1 protein-coding gene is annotated in these 21,036 nt (G+C 47.8%); it reads left to right on the forward strand.

Translation table 11 applies throughout. The features are described from left to right. Positions 1 to 3 precede the first annotated feature (3 nt). A complete protein-coding gene (locus tag G9G53_RS23405) occupies positions 4 to 21,006 on the forward strand; it encodes a non-ribosomal peptide synthase/polyketide synthase (RefSeq protein ID WP_165150617.1) in 21,003 nt (7,000 codons plus the stop codon). The last annotated feature ends 30 nt before the right edge of the window (positions 21,007 to 21,036 follow it).

The following is a 21,036-nucleotide window of genomic DNA, read 5'->3' on the forward strand; positions in this document are numbered from 1 at the left end:
TGCATGGATAAAGGAAAGGTGAACGATTTGGCACAGGTAAATATTAAAGATATCTATCCGCTGTCCCCGATGCAGGAGGGAATGTTGTTTCATTCCATCCTCGACGCAAAATCAGAAGCTTACTTTGAGCAGACCGTTATTACCTTTAATGAAGTGCTGGATGTTCATCTGGTTCAGCAAAGCTTGCAGCAGCTCATGAACCGATATGACATATTCCGTACCATTTTTATGTATAAAGAAACAGAACGTCCGCTTCAAATTGTCCTGGAAGAACGTGATGCGTTGCCTGTTCATTTCGAGAATATCAGTGCTTTTCCCGCAGCTGAGAAAAGGGAGCATTTTACGGCCTTTTTAAAGGCAGAGCGCCAAGCTGGTTTCGATTTGGAAAAAGATGTTCCGATTCGGCTTGCCCTGTTTGAATGGGATGATGAGTCTTCCAGACTTGTCTGGAGTGTTCATCACATTATAATGGATGGTTGGTGCATGGGAACGGTGGCCCAGGAATTTTTTACTATGTATACTTCCCTTCGGTCTGGAGTGCCTGCGCAATTGGATACGGTATATCCGTACAGCAGTTTTATTCAGTGGCTGGAGCAACAGGACAAGGAAGAAGCGACAGCCTATTGGCAGGGGTATTTAAATGGGCTGGAAAATGAAACGATTTTACCGGGCTATAACCGTCCATTGAATCCAATCTTCGAGGCAGACCGTTACACATGCAAGCTGGGAAAAGAACTAACTCAAGGAATGGAGAGAATATCTAAACACTACCACACGACAGTCAGCACTGTATTTCAAACGGTATGGGGATTATTGCTTCAAATGTACAACAACAGCCGGGATGTTGTGTTCGGGTCTGTAGTATCCGGCAGACCAGATGAAGTTCCGGGAATTGAAAATATGGTTGGATTGTTCATTAACACAATACCAACACGCATAACCAGTTATGCGGACCAGAGTTTTTCGAATCTGCTTATATCTGTGCAGAACTCCCACATCGAGTCTGCTCAGTACTCTTATTCTTCCCTAGCAGATATTCAGAATCACACGGATTTGAAACAAAATTTAGTCCGTCATATTGTTGTTTTTGAGAACTATCCTTACTCAGAGGAGCTTATTCATGCGGAAAAAGGGCCTGATACACTTCAGGTCACCGACGTGGAGGATATTGTACAGACCAACTATGATTTTAATGTGATTGTCGTTCCTGGATCACAGTATGAAGTTACTTTTAGTTATAATCGGCTGGTTTACGATGAAAATTGGATTAAGCTAATTGCAGCTCATCTTAAACGGGGACTGGAGCAGATTGTTAAACAGCCGGATCTACCGATCACCGAATTGGAATTTCTGACAACGGAAGAGAAAAGTCAGGTTTTATCCGAATTTAGCGGAGTACAGATCTCGTATCCTTCTAGTGATACCATCCATCTTTGTTTTGAAAAACAAGCAGAAAAGACACCGAAGACAACAGCAGTTGTCTGTGAGAACTCCAGTCTGACTTATGCTGAGCTGAATGAACGTGCTAACCGATTGGCTCGTACCCTGCGTAGTTACGGCACAACAACTGATCGGCTGGTTGGGCTCATGACTGATCGTTCTATAGATATGGTGGTCGGCATCCTCGCTATTCTTAAAGCAGGAGGGGCATATGTCCCCATCGATCCGTCATATCCAGAGGAACGTATCCGTTATATATTTGACGATTCCGGTGTAGACCTGCTTTTGACGCAAAGCCATCTTGCGGAAAAGGTCAAAGAGGCCGCCTTTGGAGGAAAAGTCCTAGTATTGGATGAAGATCCAACTGTGTATCACATGGAAGGATCAAATCTGGAGGCCGTATCAGGAGCAAATGATTTAGCCTACGTCATATATACTTCAGGTACGACAGGACAGCCTAAAGGTGTAATGCTGGAGCACCATGGATTGTGTAACCTGAAAACGTATTTTGATGAAACATTGCAGATAAGTCCGTCAGATCATGCCCTACTGTTTGCGAGCTACGCATTCGATGCTGCCTGCTGGGAAATATTTCAGGCACTATTTTGTGGCGCGACACTTTACGTGCCTACTTCGGAAATCATTCTGAACTACAACCAGTTTGAACAGTACATGGCGGATCATAAAATTACGGTGGCGGCATTACCTCCTACTTACGCCGTGTATCTAACCCCAGAAAGAATGCCGGATCTGCGTATTCTGTTCACCGCTGGTTCCGCTTCTTCGATGGAGCTCGTAACCAAGTGGAAGGATCAGGTCGCCTATTTTAATGGTTACGGACCGACAGAAAATTCGGTAGCAACGTGCATTTGGCCGGTGTCGGAGCACCCCGGAGCAATCGATACCATTTCCATAGGACGTCCCGTACCCAACCACCGGGTGTACATGATCGATGCTCTTGGTCATCTTTTACCTGCTGGAATAGCAGGAGAGTTATGTGTATCCGGCCCAGGATTGGCTCGCGGTTATCTGCACCGCCCGGATTTAACGGCTGAACAATTTGGGACCAATCCGTTTGCAGGCGGGGAAGCGGGCTATGAACGCATGTATCGGACAGGCGACCTGGCAAGATGGATGCCGGACGGCAACATTGAGTACCTAGGCCGGATCGACCAGCAGGTCAAAATTCGCGGTTACCGGATTGAACTGGGCGAAGTTGAGGCGGCTATGCTGAAGGCAGATCGCATGCAAGAGGTCATCGTACTGGCACATGCAAACCGCCAAAACCAACACGAGCTGGTTGCCTACTACGTGGCGGAACGCGAAGTGACGGGGAGCGAGCTTCGCAAGCAGCTGAGTGAAGAACTCCCGAATTATATGGTTCCCTCTCACTTTGTTCAGATGGAGCAAATGCCGCTCACACCCAACGGCAAAATCGACCGTAAGGCATTGCCTGCACCAGAACAGATTTCCCGTTCCACGCAGGAATATAGGGCTCCGCGGACAGCAGCGGAGCAGGCTCTGGCTAGTGTATGGGAGGCTGTGCTGGGCGGCGGTCCGGTCGGATTGACGGATCAATTTTTTGATCGGGGCGGGGATTCGATCAAGGCGATCCAGGTCTCCTCACGCCTGCTGCAGGCAGGATACAAGCTGGATATCAAAGACTTGTTTAAGTACCCTGAGGTTGCTGAGCTAGCGACGCACCTGCGTGTGTCGGATAGCCAATTAGCTGATCAGGAAGAGGTTAGCGGAGCTGTGCTGCTGACGCCGATTCAGCAGTGGTTTGTGGAGCAAGGGCAGCCTGTGCCAGACCACTTTAATCAGGCGGTTATGCTTCACCGGGAGCAGGGATTCGAGGAAGAGCCGCTACGCCAGGCACTGACGCAGTTGGTGGTGCACCATGATGCATTACGGATGGTTTTCCGCAAGGCGGAGCAAGGCTGGGAAGCGTGGAACCGTAGAGTGAAGGAAGGGAAGCTGTATGATCTGGAAGTGGCCGATTTCAAAGACGTGCCGATCGGTCCCGTATTGGGTCAAGTTATAGATGCCCGGGCCAGCTCTATTCAGAGTAGCATCCGGCTGGATGAAGGACCTCTGCTGAAAGTGGGCCTGTTCCACTGCGCTGATGGGGACCATCTGCTACTGGCTATTCATCATATGGTGGTAGACGGCGTATCGTGGCGGATACTACTGGAGGATTTGTCGAATGCCTATGAGCAGGCTGTACGTGGAGAAGTCATACAGCTCCCGGCCAAAACAGACTCTTTTCGGGTCTGGTCGGAACGGTTGTCAGCCTATGCCGACAGTCCTGAGATGGAAAGTGAGTACGCATACTGGGAGCAATTGAATGAATTGGAAGTATACGAGTCTTTAAGGCTTACAGAATTGCTGGATTCTAAAAAACCATTGACCATAAATAACACAGCTACTTTGAGCTTGAAATTCACGAAAGAAGAGACTGATCAACTGCTAAAGCTGGCCCATCGCGCGTACAACACAGAAGTGAACGATCTGCTGCTGACGGCGCTCGGCATGACGTTAAGCACTTGGACTGGCAGTGAGCAGGTTGCAATTCTTCTGGAAGGCCATGGCCGTGAAGATATCATGAAGGATACGGATATTTCACGAACAGTTGGCTGGTTCACGAGCCAATATCCGGTACTGCTGCGGATTAACGGGAAAGATCATATATCCGGACACATCAAACGGATGAAGGAGATGTTGCGCAGCATTCCACATAAAGGAATTGGGTACGGCATCTGGAGATATCTCAGTCAGAACGTAGTATCTAGAGGGGCATACGCCGAGCCACAGATTAGCTTTAATTATTTGGGCGAATTTGATCAGACGCTGCGGCACAGCGAAACGCGCATGTCACCGTACTCCAGTGGAGCAGATGTTAACGAACAGACGAGAATGCCGTGTTCCCTGGATGTGGGGGGCATTGTAACGGATGAAATGCTTGAGTTGGATATTCGTTATAACACAAAAGTATTACAGGAAGATAATGTAATGAAACTAGCCAGGGGACTCAAGCAGAACGTGCTGGAAGTGATCCGCCACTGTATATCACGGGAGCGTTCTGAATTGACGCCGAGTGATGTGCTGCTTCCGGGTCTAAGCCTGGAAGCATTAGACCGGATGGTGGAGCAGATTCAGCCTGACGGAGAGCTTGAGAATATATACCATATGACGCCGATGCAAAAAGGCATGCTGTTTCACAACATGCTGGATTCCCAGTCGAGCGCCTATGTAGAGCAGTCCACCTTTGAACTGAAGGGAACGCTGGATCTCGCTGCATTCTCTGCCAGTCTGGACTTGCTGGTACAGCGTCATTCAGCACTGCGAACCAACTTCCGGAGCGATTTGCAGGACGAGCCGCTGCAAGTGGTGTACCGGAATAAACGCGGAGAGCTGTACGTAGAGGATATACGTGAGAAGGAGAAGGTGGCGCAGGAGCAATATATCGAGGAATTTGCGCGTCGGGATAAGCAGAAGGGGTTTGATCTGGCAAAGGATACGCTGATGCGGGTATCCATCTTGCGTACATCAGACGATTCATACCATTTTGTATGGAGTTTCCACCACATCATCATGGATGGTTGGTGCTTGTCACTGGTCACCAATGAGGTCTTTGAAGGATATACCGCCCTTACAGAAGGGAAGCCACCGCAATTACCTGTGGTAACACCATATAGCCGATACATCGAATGGCTAGAGGGGCAGAACCGTCAGGAAGCAGCGGAGTATTGGAACGGTTACCTGCAGGGCCATGAGGAGACTACAGTTTTGCCCCAGGCCAAAACAGGGAAAGCGAAGGGATATGAGGCTGAATATCTGGAATTTGATTTAGGTATAGACCTGACGGCGCAACTTCAGCAGCTGGCAAAGCAGGAACAGGTGACGATAAATACGCTGATGCAAACAGCCTGGGGTGTGTTGCTGCAAAAGTATAATCGCACAGAGGATGTTGTTTTCGGTAGTGTGGTATCGGGACGTCCAGCAGACATTGCCGGAGTAGAGCAAATGATCGGACTTTTCATTAATACCATCCCAGTCCGTGTTCAAGGTAAACCAACAACTGCATTTACTGAATTAATGAAGGAAACTCAGCGACAGGCGCTTTCTGCCAATGCCTATGACACGTTCCCGCTGTATGAAATTCAGGCACTGACCGAGCAGAAGCAGGATCTAATCAAGCACATTATGATATTCGAAAATTATCCGGTGGAGCAGCAGGTAGAGCAGCTGGGAAGTGATGGGCAGAATGCATTCACAATTTTAAACGCGGTGGCTACAGAGCAAACCAACTACGATCTGAACGTCGTCGTGATGCCGGGAAAAGGCATAAATATTCGTTTTATGTATAACGCATTGAACTTTGATCAAACCGGCATTGAGCGTCTGCATGGTCATTTTGCTCGTCTGCTGGAGCAAATTTCGTTCAACCCGCATGTTTGCGTTGAAGAACTGGAATTGGTGACAACGGCGGAAAGACAACAGATTACAGGCGAGTTTAACGACACGGCTTCTGTATATCCGCGCAATCAGACGATCCAAAAGCTGTTTGAGGAGCAGGCTGCGCGTACGCCTGATCATATTGCTGTAGCTTTGGGGCATCAATCTCTAACCTATCGGGAACTGAATGAGAAGGCTAACCGAATAGCGCATACACTACAGACTGCTGGAGTGAAGGCCAATGAGCCTGTCGGCATTCTAACGGAGCGTTCGTTGGATATGATTAGCGGAACGTTGGCTATTTTGAAGGCTGGAGGCGCGTATGTGCCGATAGATCCTCAATATCCGGAGGACCGTATCCGCTATATGCTGGAGGACTCGGGAGCCAAACTGCTGCTGACTCAACAAGATTTACTGGAACGTTGCTATTTTGATGGACAGATTGTCAATCTGAATGATGATACGTCCTACAGTCCGGATACTTCCAATTTGGGAATAGATGGATCAGGCGAACATGCTGCTTATGTCATCTATACCTCGGGATCAACAGGCAAGCCTAAGGGCGTCGTTGTTGAGCATCAAAGTGTCGTGCGCTTGGTGCGTAATACGGATTATGTGCCGTTCGATGAATCGATCCGAATGTTGCAGACTTGCGCGTTTGTATTTGATGTGTCTACGTTTGAAATTTGGGGGGCGCTACTGAACGGCGGTGAGCTTGTACTCGTGCATAAGGATAATCTTTTGGACGTAGATAAGCTCAAGGAGACCATACGGGACCATCGCATTACTATGATGTGGCTGACTACACCGCTATTTAATCAGCTTTCGCAGCAGGACAGTAAATTGTTCGGAGATGTGAAGTATTTGCTGGTCGGAGGTGATGTGCTGTCTGCACCGCATATCAACCGGGTGCTGCGTGATAATCCGGACATGAATATCATTAACGGCTATGGACCAACGGAAAATACTACTTTTTCGACGACTTATCATATTAAGGAAGAACAGCTTGATTCTGTGCCGATCGGGCGTCCTATCCGCAATTCGACGGCGTATGTGGTCGATTCGGCGTTTAACCTGCAGCCGATTGGAGCATGGGGTGAGCTGGTTGTTGGCGGAGACGGAGTCGCACGCGGTTACCTGAACCGTCCTGATTTGACGGCTGAGAGATTCCTTGCCAATCCGTGGGTGGACGGAGATCGCCTGTACTGCACGGGAGACCTTGTTCGCTGGCGTGAAGATGGTAAATTGGAATACGCTGGACGGATGGATCAACAAGTTAAAATTCGAGGCTACCGAATTGAGCTGGGCGAGGTCGAGTCGGCTATGCTGAAAATAGATCGTATCCAAGAGGTCAGCGTACTGGCCCATGCGACAAACCAAAACCAACACGAACTGGTTGCCTACTACGTGGCAGAACGGGAAGTGACAGGGAGTGAGCTTCGCAAGCAGCTGAGTGAAGAACTCCCGAATTATATGGTTCCCTCGCACTTTGTTCAGATGGAGCGAATGCCGCTCACACCCAACGGCAAAATCGACCGTAAGGCATTGCCGGCACCGGAACAGATTTCCCGTTCTACGCAGGAATATAGTGCTCCACAGACGGCAGAGGAGCAGGTTCTGGCTCGTGTGTGGGAGGCAGTACTGGGCGGCGGTCCGGTCGGACTGACGGATCAATTTTTTGATCGGGGCGGGGATTCGATCAAGGCGATTCAGGTGTCCTCACGCCTGCTGCAGGCAGGATACAAGCTGGATATCAAAGACTTGTTTAAGTACCCTGAGGTTGCCGAGCTAGCTACACACCTGCGTGTGTCGGATACCCAATTAGCTGATCAGGAAGAGGTCGACGGAGTTGTGCTGCTGACGCCGATTCAGCAGTGGTTCGTGGAGCAAGGACAGCCTGTGCCGGACCACTTTAATCAGGCGGTTATGCTTCATCGGGAGCAGGGATTCGGGGAAGAGCCGCTACGTCAGGCATTGACGCAGTTAGTGGTGCATCATGATGCGTTACGGATGGTATTCCGCAAAGCGGAGCAAGGCTGGGAAGCGTGGAACCGCGGAGTGAAGGAAGGGAAGCTGTATGATCTGGAAGTGGCCGATTTCAAAGACGTGCCGATCGGTCCCACATTGGGTCAAGCTATAGAAGCCCGAGCCAGCTCTATTCAGAGTAGCATCCGACTGGATGAAGGACCTCTGCTGAAAGTGGGCCTGTTCCACTGCGCTGATGGGGACCATCTGCTACTGGCTATTCATCATATGGTGGTAGACGGCGTATCGTGGCGGATACTGTTGGAGGATTTGTCGAATGCCTATGAGCAGGCTGTACGTGGGGAAGCCATACAGCTTCCTGCCAAAACAGACTCCTTCCGGGTCTGGTCGGAGCGGTTGTCAGCCTATGCCGACAGTCCTGAGATGGAAAGTGAGCACGCATACTGGGAGCAAGTGAATGAACTGGCGGTATCCGAGTCGCCCCAACTTCCAGTGTCCCAAGAGCATAGCGATAGGTTTATGCAGCAAGATATGGGTATCGTAAATGTGAGGCTTACGAAGGAAGAGACTGACCAATTACTGAAGCAAGCCCACCGCGCGTACAACACAGAAGTGAATGATCTGTTGTTGACGGGACTCGGCAAGACGTTAAGCGCTTGGACTGGCAATGAAAAGGTAGCGATTCTTCTCGAAGGCCATGGCCGGGAAGAAATCCTAAAGGATACAGATATATCACGGACGATTGGCTGGTTTACGAGTCAATACCCTGTACTGCTGCGGATTAACCGGGAAGATGATATCTCCGGGCACATCAAACGGATGAAGGAGATGCTGCGAAGCATTCCACGTAAAGGAATTGGGTATGGCATCTGGAGATATCTCAGCCAGAATGGACCGTCCGGGGCAACATATGCCGAGCCACAGATAAGCTTTAATTATTTGGGCGAATTTGATCAGACACTGCAGCATAGCAGCATGCATTTTTCTCCATATTCCAGCGGAGCCAGTACTCATGAACTGACCCAAATGTCCTGTGTTATGGACGTGGGAGGACTCGTTACAGATGGCATGCTGGAACTAAGTATTCAATACAACAATAAGGCACTCCAACAAAATGCTGCTGAGCAACTAGCAGAGCAATTCAAGCAGAACGTGCTGGAAGTGATTCAGCATTGTGCATCTCGGGAGTACTCCGAATTGACACCAAGTGATGTGCTGCTTTCGGACTTAAGCCTTGAAGAACTGGACCGGATGGTGGAGCAGATTCAGCCTGACGGAGAGCTTGAGAATATGTACCCCATGACGCCGATGCAAAAAGGCATGCTGTTTCACAACATGCTGGATTCCCAGTCGAGCGCCTATGTGGAGCAGTCCACCTTTGAACTGAAGGGAACGCTGGATCTCGCTGCATTCTCCGCCAGTCTGGACTTGTTGGTACAGCGTCATTCAGCACTGCGGACCAACTTCCGGAGCGATTTGCAGGACGAGCCGTTGCAAGTGGTGCACCGGAATAAACGCGGAGAACTGTACGTAGAGGATATACGTGAGAAGGAGAAGTCGGCGCAAGAGCAGTATATCGAGGAGTTCACGCGTCGAGATCAGCAGAGGGGGTTTGATCTGGCAAAGGATGCACTGATGCGTGTATCTATCTTGCGTACATCAGATGATTCATACCATTTTGTATGGAGCTTCCACCACATCATAATGGATGGCTGGTGTTTGTCGCTGGTTACCAACGAAGTCTTTGGAGGATATACCGCCCTAGCAGAAGGGAAGCAACCGCAATTGCCCGTGGTAACACCATACAGCCGATACATTGAATGGCTGGAGGGACAGAATCGTCAGGAAGCAGCGGAGTATTGGAACGATTACCTGCGGGGCTATGAGCAGACGGCGGTTTTGCCGCAGGCCAAAACAGGGAAGACCCAGGGATATGAGGCCGAATATCTGGAATTTGATTTGGGTATAGACCTGACAACGGCCCTGCTGCAGCTGGCAAAGCAAGAACAGGTAACGATAAATACGCTGCTGCAAACGGCCTGGGGTGTTTTGTTGCAAAAGTATAATCGCACACAGGATGTCGTTTTCGGTAGCGTGGTATCGGGGCGTCCAGCAGACATTGCCGGAGTAGAGCAGATGATTGGACTATTCATTAACACGGTCCCCGTCCGTATTCAAGGCGGACAAGCAACTGCATTTACAGAGCTGATGAAGCAAACTCAGCGACAGGCGCTTGCTTCGGGAACATACGAAACGTTCCCACTCTATGAGATTCAGGCACAGGCAGAGCAAAAAGTGGAACTGATTAATCATATTATGGTATTTGAGAACTATCCGGTGGATGAACAAATTGAGCAATTAGGTGAAAGAGAGGAAGCTGATTTTAAAATAACCGGAGCAGGAGCGGTTGAGCAGACGAATTATGATTTTAACATCGTGGTGTTACCGGGAGAGACGCTACGAGTTCATTTTGGTTACAATGCCCAGGTATATGACTATGAAAGGGTAGAACAGATCCGGGGGCATTTGCTGCAACTGCTGGAGCAAATCAAGATCAATCCAGCTGGTCGGATTTGCGAGATGGATATATTAACGCCTCAGGAACGCGAGCAACTGCTGGGTGCTTGGTGTGACACGAAAGCAGCATATCCACGTGAGCAGACGATTCACGGATTGTTTGAGGAACAGGTCAAGCAGACACCGGAGCGGGTAGCGGTATATTTTGAAGGAGCGCAAGTGACCTACCGTGAATTAAATGAGCGAGCGAACCATCTGGCGCGTACTTTACGCAGTAACGGTGTGATGGCAGACGGCCTAGTCGGTCTGATGACAGAGCGATCAATTGACATGATTGTCGGCATCTTGGGTATTTTGAAGGCAGGGGGCGCCTACATTCCGATCGATCCGACTTATCCGGAGAACCGCATCCGTTATATGCTGGACGATTCAGGTACGGAACTGCTGTTAACGCAGCAGCATTTGGTTGAAAAAGTGGAATTTAGGGGCAAGGTACTGCTGCTGGATGCAGAAATGGACGAAGCCACTGCGGATGCAAGTACGGCTGAAGCAAAAGGAGAACCCGTGTCCGTATATCACAGGGATGGTACGAATTTGGACGCTATATCCGGTCCTCATAACCTAGCGTATGTGATTTATACGTCTGGAACGACTGGTCAGCCTAAGGGAGTAATGCTCGAGCATCGTGGACTCTGCAATCTGCATACGTATTTCAGGGAGACATTGCGGATCAGCAGTTCCGACCGTGTTGTATCGTTCGCCAGTTTTTCCTTTGATGCGGCATGCTGGGAAATGCTTCAGGCGCTCTTCAACGGGGCCACTTTATGTATCCCGACATCAGAAACCATTCTCAGCTACGACAAGTTTGAGCAGTATATGGCGGATCATCACATTACAATTGCAACGCTGCCCCCAACCTATGCCATATACTTGAGCCCTGAACGAATGCCAGAACTACGCATCCTGTTTACGGCCGGATCGGCGACCAGCACTGAGCTAGTCAGCAAATGGAGAGACTGTGTGACCTATGTTAACGCCTACGGTCCAACGGAAAATTCCATAGCAACCTCTGTCTGGCCAGTACCAGGAGACTCCGAAGCAGGGGTATCCGTCTCAATCGGACGTCCTGTACCAAATCACCGCGTGTATATGGTCGATGCACATGGGCAACTTGCACCGACAGGAATCCCAGGTGAACTGTGTGTATCCGGCCCAGGACTGGCACGCGGATACCTGCACCGTCCGGAATTAACGGCTGAACAATTTGTGACCAATCCGTTTACAGGTGGGGAAGCGGGCTATGAACGCATGTATCGGACAGGCGACCTGGCAAGATGGTTGCCTGATGGCAACATTGAGTATCTGGGTCGGATTGACCATCAGGTCAAAATTCGCGGTTACCGGATTGAACTGGGCGAAGTTGAGGCGGCTATGCTGAAGGCAGATCGCATGCAAGAGGTCATCGTACTGGCACATGCGAATAGCCAAAACCAACACGAACTCGTTGCCTATTATGTGGCGGAACGGGAAGTGACGGGGAGCGAGCTTCGCAAGATGTTAAATGAAGAACTCCCGAATTATATGGTCCCTTCACATTTCATTCAGTTGCAGAACGTACCTCTTACACCAAACGGTAAAATTGACCGTAAGGCGCTGCCGATACCAGAAGGTCGTTTGGCCGACCATGTTGCACCGCGAACATGGATGGAAATAAAATTGGCAGATATCTGGCAGGATGTACTGGATCTACCGCAAGTAGGCATCAACGAAAATTTCTTTGAAATTGGTGGTCATTCGCTGCGGGCGACGACACTGACTTCTAGAGTTCGCAAAGATTTAAACAAACCTATGGATTTGCAAAACATATTTGAGGCACCGACGATCGAGCAATTGGCGGTCTTGCTTGAAGAACAGGATCAAATCACATATGCATCCATTCCGGTGGCGGAAGAACGTGACATTTACCCGCTTTCTTTCGCACAGACACGGATGTATGTGCTTCACCAGCTGGACCCGGAAGGGATAAGCTATAACACCACATCAGCACTGAGAATAATCGGTCCGATAGATGTGAAGCAGGTGGAAGAGGCATTCCATCAATTAATTTCACGTCACGTGGCCCTCCGGACAAGCTTTGAACTGGTAAATGGTGTGCCGATGCAGCGGGTTCACGAAACGATTCACTTTGAGTTGGAATATGCCACAATATCAGAACTGCGGACAGAATCCAATGAACTTATGCTTGAAAATTTAGCAAAAGAACATGCCCGTTCCTTTGTGCGCTCATTTGACTTGAGGATCGCTCCGTTGCTACGTGTAAAGCTGGTCAAATTGGGATTGGACGAAGAAGGACAGGAGCCGCAGCACTTATTGATGCTTGATATGCACCACATCGTTTCAGACGGGGTATCCATTGAAATATTAGCTGGTGATTTTGCCCGCTTATATAGCGGTGAAGTATTATCTCCGCTGCGTATTCAATATACGGACTATACTGTGTGGCAGCATAGCAAAACTCAGCAGGAGCGAATAAAGAGTCAGGGAGAGTACTGGCTGAATAGATTTAGTGGTGATTTGCCTCAACTGGATTTGCCAACTGATTTTGAGCGTCCGGTAACACGATGTACGAAAGGTGACGCTGTTGAATTTGTAATGGGACAGGAATTGACTCAGTGTTTAAAAGAACTGGCGGTGCATACGGATTCTACGCTGTACATGGTACTTATGGCTGCATACACAGCATTGCTGCATTATTACACAGGGCAGGAAGACATCATTGTCGGTACTCCGATTGCAGGTAGACCGCATGCTGACCTGGAGCCTATGCTCGGTATGTTTGTCGGCACGCTCGCATTACGCAATCATCCTCACGCTGAACAGACGTTTTATAACTGCATTGAGGACGCCAAGACGTGTGCACTGCAAGCATATGCGCATCAGGATTATCCGTTTGAGGAGCTGGTGGAAAAGCTCGACCTGAAACGAGATATGAGCCGTAATCCGTTGTTCGACACGATGTTTGTATTGCAGAATGTGGAGAAAAAGGAAGTGAAGTTGGACAAGTTGTTCTTCCGCTCTTTTGGGATAGAGCAGGTTTCTGCGAAATTCGACCTGACGCTTGAAGTCAGTGAGGAGGAAGCATCTATTCAGCTCCAATTTCTGTACGCTACATCTTTGTTTAAACGGGAAACGGTAGAAAGCATGGCAAGGCATTTTGTACAGTTGGTTAAAACCGTTGTAGCCAATCCCAATACTAAGCTGGGCGAATTGACGCTGATTTCGGAAGAAGATAAAGGGATTCTAAAAAAACATAGGGACACCCTAAAGGCTTCTCGCTACTGGAGTACTCTGCTCGAGGGTTATGAAGAAGCACCTCAATTGCCATATGCCAATCTGATGGGGCGCAGTCCATATCAGACAGAGCATCTGGAGATTAATTTGGATGTTGAACGAACGGTGGCACTGCAGCGAATTGCACTGAATGAGCAGGTGACGACAAATACGCTGCTGCAGACAGCCTGGGGAATTTTATTGCAAAAGTATAACGGTACAGATGATGTGGTGTTCGCTTGCTCCATATCAAGTCCTTTGACAGATATATTGGAATCGAAGCATTCAATTGGACTGGGTAACCACACCTTACCCGTTTGTATTCAAACCGAAGCAGGAGCTAACTTTATCGGGTTAATGAGAAATGTGCAGCAGCAAACCGATGAATCTGCGGTATATGAACATTTGCCAATGTCTGAAATGGTTACAACGAACGTGCAACAACTGGCACTTTTTGGCCATAGAATGGTCTTTGAGACTACTTTGGAAGAGGCCAATACTGAGCAAGAAAGCTACGATTTAAGCATCATAGTAATTCAGGGAGATACGCTACGAATTGATTTTGCCTACAATGCCCAGGTATTTAATCATCAGAGTGTGTCGCAGATTCAAGGACATTTACTGCAGTTGCTGGATCAAATTATAGCGAATCCGGATAGTTTAATTGAGTCAATGGATCTGTTGACTAAGCAGGAACGGGAGCACATCATCCAGGTGTGGGGAAATACCACGGCAGAATATTCGCGTGAACAAACAATTCACGGACTGTTCGAGGAACAGGTTTTGCAGACTTCGGATCAGACAGCGGTATATTTTGAAGGTCAACAATTGACCTACCATGAATTGAACGAGCGCGCAAACCGTCTGGCCCGTACTTTACGCAGCTATGGTGTGAAAGCCGATAGTCTGGTTAGTCTGATGACAGAGCGTTCCGTAGATATGATTGTGGGCATATTGGGAATTTTGAAGGCGGGGGGAGCATATATCCCGATAGACCCAACCTATCCGGAGGAACGCATCCGCTACATGCTGGACGACTCAGGTACGGAACTGTTGTTAACGCAACAGCACCTGACGGAAAAGGTGCTGTTTGGAGGCAAGGTGCTGGTGCTTGACGATGAACAGGACGGAGTCGCTTCCGATACAAGAAAAGAGGATGTACGAGGGGAAATGCTGTCCGTATATCATCAGAACGGTTCGAATCTGGAGGCTGTATCTGGTCCAAACGATCTGGCATATGTCATCTATACGTCCGGGACGACGGGTCAGCCTAAGGGAGTAATGCTTGAGCATCGCGGTCTTAGTAATCTTAAAACCTACTTCGAGCAAAAGTTGAGTATTGGCTTGTCCGATCGGGTGGTCATGTTTGCCAGTTACTCGTTTGATACGTCATGCTCGGAAATAATCCAGTCTTTACTATGTGGAGCGATATTGTATATACCTTCCTCCGAGACTATTTTGAATTATGAACGTTTCGAGCAATACATGGCTGCCTGCAGAATTACAATTGCAACGCTGCCGCCAAACTATGCTGTATACCTGAACCCGGATCGCATGCCTGATTTGCGTGTTCTGCTCACAGCAGGATCGGCCTCTACCGCAGAACTGGTGTCCAAATGGAAGGACCGGGTGGCTTATTACAATGCGTATGGTCCTACCGAAAATTCCGTTGCAACGTCTCTTTGGCCGGTATCGGAAGAAAATTCTGAGCTAGGTGGAATCATATCCATCGGACGGCCAGTATCTAATCACCGCGTGTATATGGTAGACACACACGGAAATCTTTCACCTGCAGGAGTCCCTGGTGAGCTGTGTGTATCCGGCCCGGGGCTGGCACGCGGCTATCTGCACCGTCCAGAGCTGACAAAAGAAAAATTCGTAGCCAATCTGTTTGCAGCAGAGGAAGTTGGCTATGAGCGAATGTACCGTACAGGTGACTTGGCACGATGGTTGCCAGATGGGAACATTGAATATTTGGGTAGGATTGACCATCAGGTCAAAATCCGCGGGTATCGGATTGAACTCGGTGAGATTGAAGCGCAAATTATCAAGGTGGACGGTGTTAAAGAATCTATTGTCATGGCTCGTGCAGATCAGCAGGGAGACTATCATTTGGCCGCTTACTACGTAGCTGAAAAAGAAATCAGCGGCAGTATGATGTTGAATTTGCTGAATGAGAAATTGCCGAACTATATGGTACCGTCGTATTTTATACAACTGCAGAACATGCCGCTGACACCGAACGGAAAAATTGATCGCAAGGCACTATCGGCATTCGAGGAACACGCTGATTTGACTGCAGAATATGCAGCGCCGCGCACAGCCATGGAGGTGAAGTTAGCACAAATCTGGAGAGAGATACTCGACATTCCGTCCGTTGGAATTCATCATAATTTCTTTGCCATTGGCGGACATTCACTTCGTGCGACTGCATTGGCCGCAAAAATTCACAAAGAACTGAATATTGAGTTACCATTGCGTTATGTATTTGACTTTCCAACAATTGAGCAAATGGCGCAGGCTGTTCATGAATTGTCTCCAAATCCATTCGCAGCGATTCCAGTTGCCGAATTGAGAGACAGTTATCCGGCATCTATAACTCAAAATAGACTATACGTTTTGAGCAGCATGAATAACTACAATATGTCTGCCATGCTTTTGATGGAAGGAGAACTGAATTTTTTAAGATTAGAAAGAGCGCTTAAGCAATTAATTCAGCGACATGATACATTGCGAACCTCTTTTGAATTCGTAGATGATAAATTGGTACAACGGATTCACGACCATGTCGATTTCAATTTGGAGGTTATGCAGGGACATGGTGAGAACGAAGCAAGAGCAATGATGAGACAATTTATCAGACCTTTTGATCTTGGGAAGGCACCGTTACTTCGAGCTGCTCTGTTGCAAGAATCTCCACAGCGCCATTGGTTTATGTTTGACATGCATCATGTGATTTCAGATGGTGTATCCATGAGTTTATTGCTGAACGAGCTGCCCGCACTGTATGAAGAAAAAACGTTGCCGGCCTTGCGAATTCAATACAAGGATTATGCGGTATGGCAGCAAGGAGACATTGGTAGCTCATGGATGGAAAAACAAGAAGAATACTGGCTTAAGCAAATGAGCGGCGACATTCCGATTTTGGGTATCCCAGTCGACTTTGAAAGACCTGCAACACGTAGCACTTCGGGCAGCACCGTTTCCTTTGCCATTTCACCTCAGGACGTGAGTGGTTTGAAACAAATCAGTTTGCAGGCGGGAGCTACTTTATTTATGGTATTACTTGCGGCCTACAAGACCCTATTGTTCAAGTACAGCGGTCAGGAGGATATCGTTGTTGGAACACCTATTGCAGGTAGACAGCATCACGATTTGCAGCCTGTCGTCGGCATGTTTGTCAACACGCTTGCATTGCGGAGCTTTCCTGAAGGGGACAAGTCATTTTACGAATATGTTCAGGAAGTAAAGGACCAGGTGCTTGATGCCTTTGAGCATCAGGATTATCCGTTTGAATTGCTGGTGGAGAAGCTGAATGTACAAAGGGACCTGAGCCGAAATCCGTTATTCGACACTCTTTTTGAGCTAGATAACATGGACTCTGGTACGACGGAATTCCAAGACTTGCAGGTTACTCTGTGCCCAGGCGAACAGAATATGGCAAAATTCGATTTGACACTTACGGCCATGGAAAGCTCTGAAGGTTTGGTTTTCAGCTTCACATATGCCGACAGCCTGTACAAGAGAAGCACGATTAAACGAATGGCCGATCACTTCATCCAGTTGATTAAAGCTGTTGTAGATGAACCACAGACAAAGCTATCTGAAATTGAGATCATTACGCCACAGGAAATCGAAATGATATTAGATGTCTGGGGAAATACCGCGGTGAAATACCCATGTGAAAAAACCATTCATCAATTATTTGAAGAACAGGTAGAGAAGACTCCAGATCAAGTAGCTGTAGTTTTTGGAGATAGCCAGATCACATATAACGAATTAAATGTTCGTGCAAACCAACTGGCTCGAGTGCTAAGAGCGGAGGGGGTCCAGGCAGATCATTTGGTCGGAATGATTATGGAACGTTCTATCGAAATGATTGTAGGGATTTTTGGTATTTTAAAAGCTGGTGGGGGATATGTACCTATCGACCCTGAGTTTCCGCAGGAACGTATGCTCTATATGTTACAAGACAGCCATATTAAGCTTATGGTTGCCATGCCAGAAATGGCCGCGAAGGTACCGTCGGATGTGCTGGTCATTTCACCTGATAGTCACAGGCTATCCGCAGAAGACTGTTCCAACTTGGCTGAAGTTTGTGACCCTGGCCATTTGGCTTATGTGATGTATACCTCAGGTACGACGGGCAAACCCAAAGGAGTGATGATTCAACACTCTAATGTCGTTAATATGACAACCGCATTTAGAGAACAAGTATATAAGAAATACAAATCGCCAATGCGGATGGCATGGCTATCGCCGTATGTATTTGATGCATCAGTGAAACAAATTTTCCCATGCCTGCTTCTCGGGCATGCGCTTCACGTGGTGCCGAGAGAGATTAGCACCAATGGTCATCGTTTGGCTGACTATTTCAGATCCCAACGGATTGATTTTACTGATGGTACACCGGCACACATGCATATGTTGACGGAAATGCAAGACTCCGTTGCAGACCTGAATGTACAGCATTTTATTTTTGGAGCAGAGGCGCTGCCAGGTCATCTCGTTAAAACATTTTTGAGCACCCGACCCGGATATCGTCCGCAAATAACTAATGTTTATGGTCCTACCGAGTGCTGTGTAGACACAACTGCATACGACATTGACGGGGAAACGATGACAGCTTGGACACATACGGTGCCGATTGGCAAGCCAATGGCTAACCAGCACGTATATATTATGGATATGAATCGGAAGTTGGTTCCGATAGGAATTGCAGGCGAGATCTACATCGGTGGTGATGGAGTAGGGCGAGGTTATATGGGAAATCGTGAGCTGACAGATGAGAAATTTATAGCAGACCCCTTCAAACCAGGAAAACGTATGTACCGCACAGGAGATTTGGCGCGATGGATGGCAGACGGAAATATTGAATATTTAGGCAGGATGGATCATCAGGTAAAAATTCGGGGTTACCGAATTGAACTTGGAGAAGTGGAAGCGCAAATAATGAACCTGCCTGCGATCCGTAAAGCGGTGGTTATTGCTCGTGAGAATGAATCAGGACAAAAAGATTTATGTGCTTATTTTGTGGCTGATAGCGATCTGACCATTCAGGAACTTAAAACAGCGTTGGTTCCAAATCTTCCGATGTACATGCTGCCAAGCTATTTTGTTCAATTGGAGAAGATGCCGTTGACCACTAACGGAAAAATTGATCGTAAATCGCTTCCTGCGCCGGACGGAGACATTCAAACAGGTGTTGAATATGCAGCCCCGCGAAACGGCATGGAACAGCATATGGTAGATATTTGGAAGCGAAATCTGGGTGTCAGTATTGTTGGCATTGATGATAACTATTTTGATTTAGGCGGACACTCCCTGAAAGCCATTCAATTGGTTTCACAGGCTCAGGCTGTTGGCATTGAAATAGGGATTAATCAGGTGTTTCAATATCAGACTATTCGCCAAATATCAGAGTATTTGCGAGAAGACACTTCGATGTTGGGTATGTTAACACGTGATATTGCCGAGGCAATCGACATCATCGAAGAGGCTTATGACGTACATGCTCATTTCCAATCAACAGCTGTTGAAGGGCGAGATCAATTAACTTTGCACATAGATCCTTTCGATTCTATACAAGCAGAGGCCCTGAAGAAAGTCATTTTGGCACGCCTTCATCCTGACCTTCATCCACATCATTTGCTTCCTTTTGAAGCAGCTGCTCAAGTATCTGACTGTGAAAAGCTATACACAGATACGATGGTAGACGATGAAGCTGTGAAGCGGCATGCTGAGGAGTGGCTGGAACATCTGCTGCGGATGAATGATCAATGGAACAGCACGATGCTGGTAGGAGAGCCTTTACAACGCTATGCGCTTGCTCCCGCTCAACATTATCATTTGGAGCATCCGCAATCCTCAGGAGGTGTCATTCCTTTTGATAGTTACCTGCTGGACGTAGAACGGTTATCTGCAATCATACAACGCCTGATAGAGCGCCATGAACTCTTTAGAAGTGTGTTGGTCCAAACGGATGTCGGATGGGAATGGGAAATGTTGTCCATGAAGAAGCGCATGGATATTCCAATGATAGATTTATCGAACTACGGTGCAGAGATGCAAAATCGTATACTCTCACATATATTGCCTGCATTCTTTATGAACCCTTATGAAACAACCGGAAACTTGTTATATCGTATTGCGCTTGTTCGCCTCAATTTACGGGATCATTTGCTGCTGCTCCCTTGTTCACATCTCATCTATGATGGCATGAGCGGAGAGGTCGTTAAGAGTGAGTTGTACCGTGCATATGATGACATGAGCAATGTAAAAGGGCAACTAGCAGGAAGCTACCGTGATTATGTGAGTCAGGTCCGCAAAGGACCTCAGGGCATAGGTGATCAAGAGATTGTCGACAAATTTCGCTTGTCCGCATTTGCTGCTGCTTCGGATGCTGTAGTTCTCGCAATTGATGAGCGCAACCATACAACGGGTACAGATGTGACAGTAGAACTTGCAAATTGGAATGACTCCAACGCGGTCGGACACATGTGGGACTTGGCTATATGCCTGGCTAACCGCTTTTTCCGCAGATATTTACAAGTGGACGAGATTCCTATTCTTCTCACTAATTATGGCCGGGCATACGAGGACAAGCAGTATTTTGATATTATAGGTGAATTTATAGACCAAATCCCTGTACTGCTTACAGATGCGGATGAACATGGACATGAGATCAGAAATAGTATGCAGTTGGCCGTATCGCATAATTTGAATTTTCTAAATCTCATATACAATGATGAAATGGCATCGTTGTATCCGCAGTCTAACCAGTATCTGAAGCATAGCCTGAATAAGCTGCCTATTGTGTTCAATTACCTTGGCGAAGCGTCGGATAAATATCAGCTGTTTAAAAATATCGAGCCAGAAGAGAGGGACATCTATCGGGATTCAATCATTTTCTTTACTGTTCAGCATGTGGAGAACGTATTGCAAATCTCGTTAGAACTTCCTTTTGAAGAAAATCCAGAAACCGTTAAAGCGATGTTGGAAACAGAGCTAGCGAACTTACTAGTAACAGACGGAGATGGGATAATGTCCACCTAATCTTCACATTAGACATTAATAACAGGCTCC

The sequence above is a fragment of the Paenibacillus sp. EKM206P genome, from assembly GCF_011066155.1.
GTDB lineage: Bacteria > Bacillota > Bacilli > Paenibacillales > Paenibacillaceae > Paenibacillus > Paenibacillus polymyxa_D.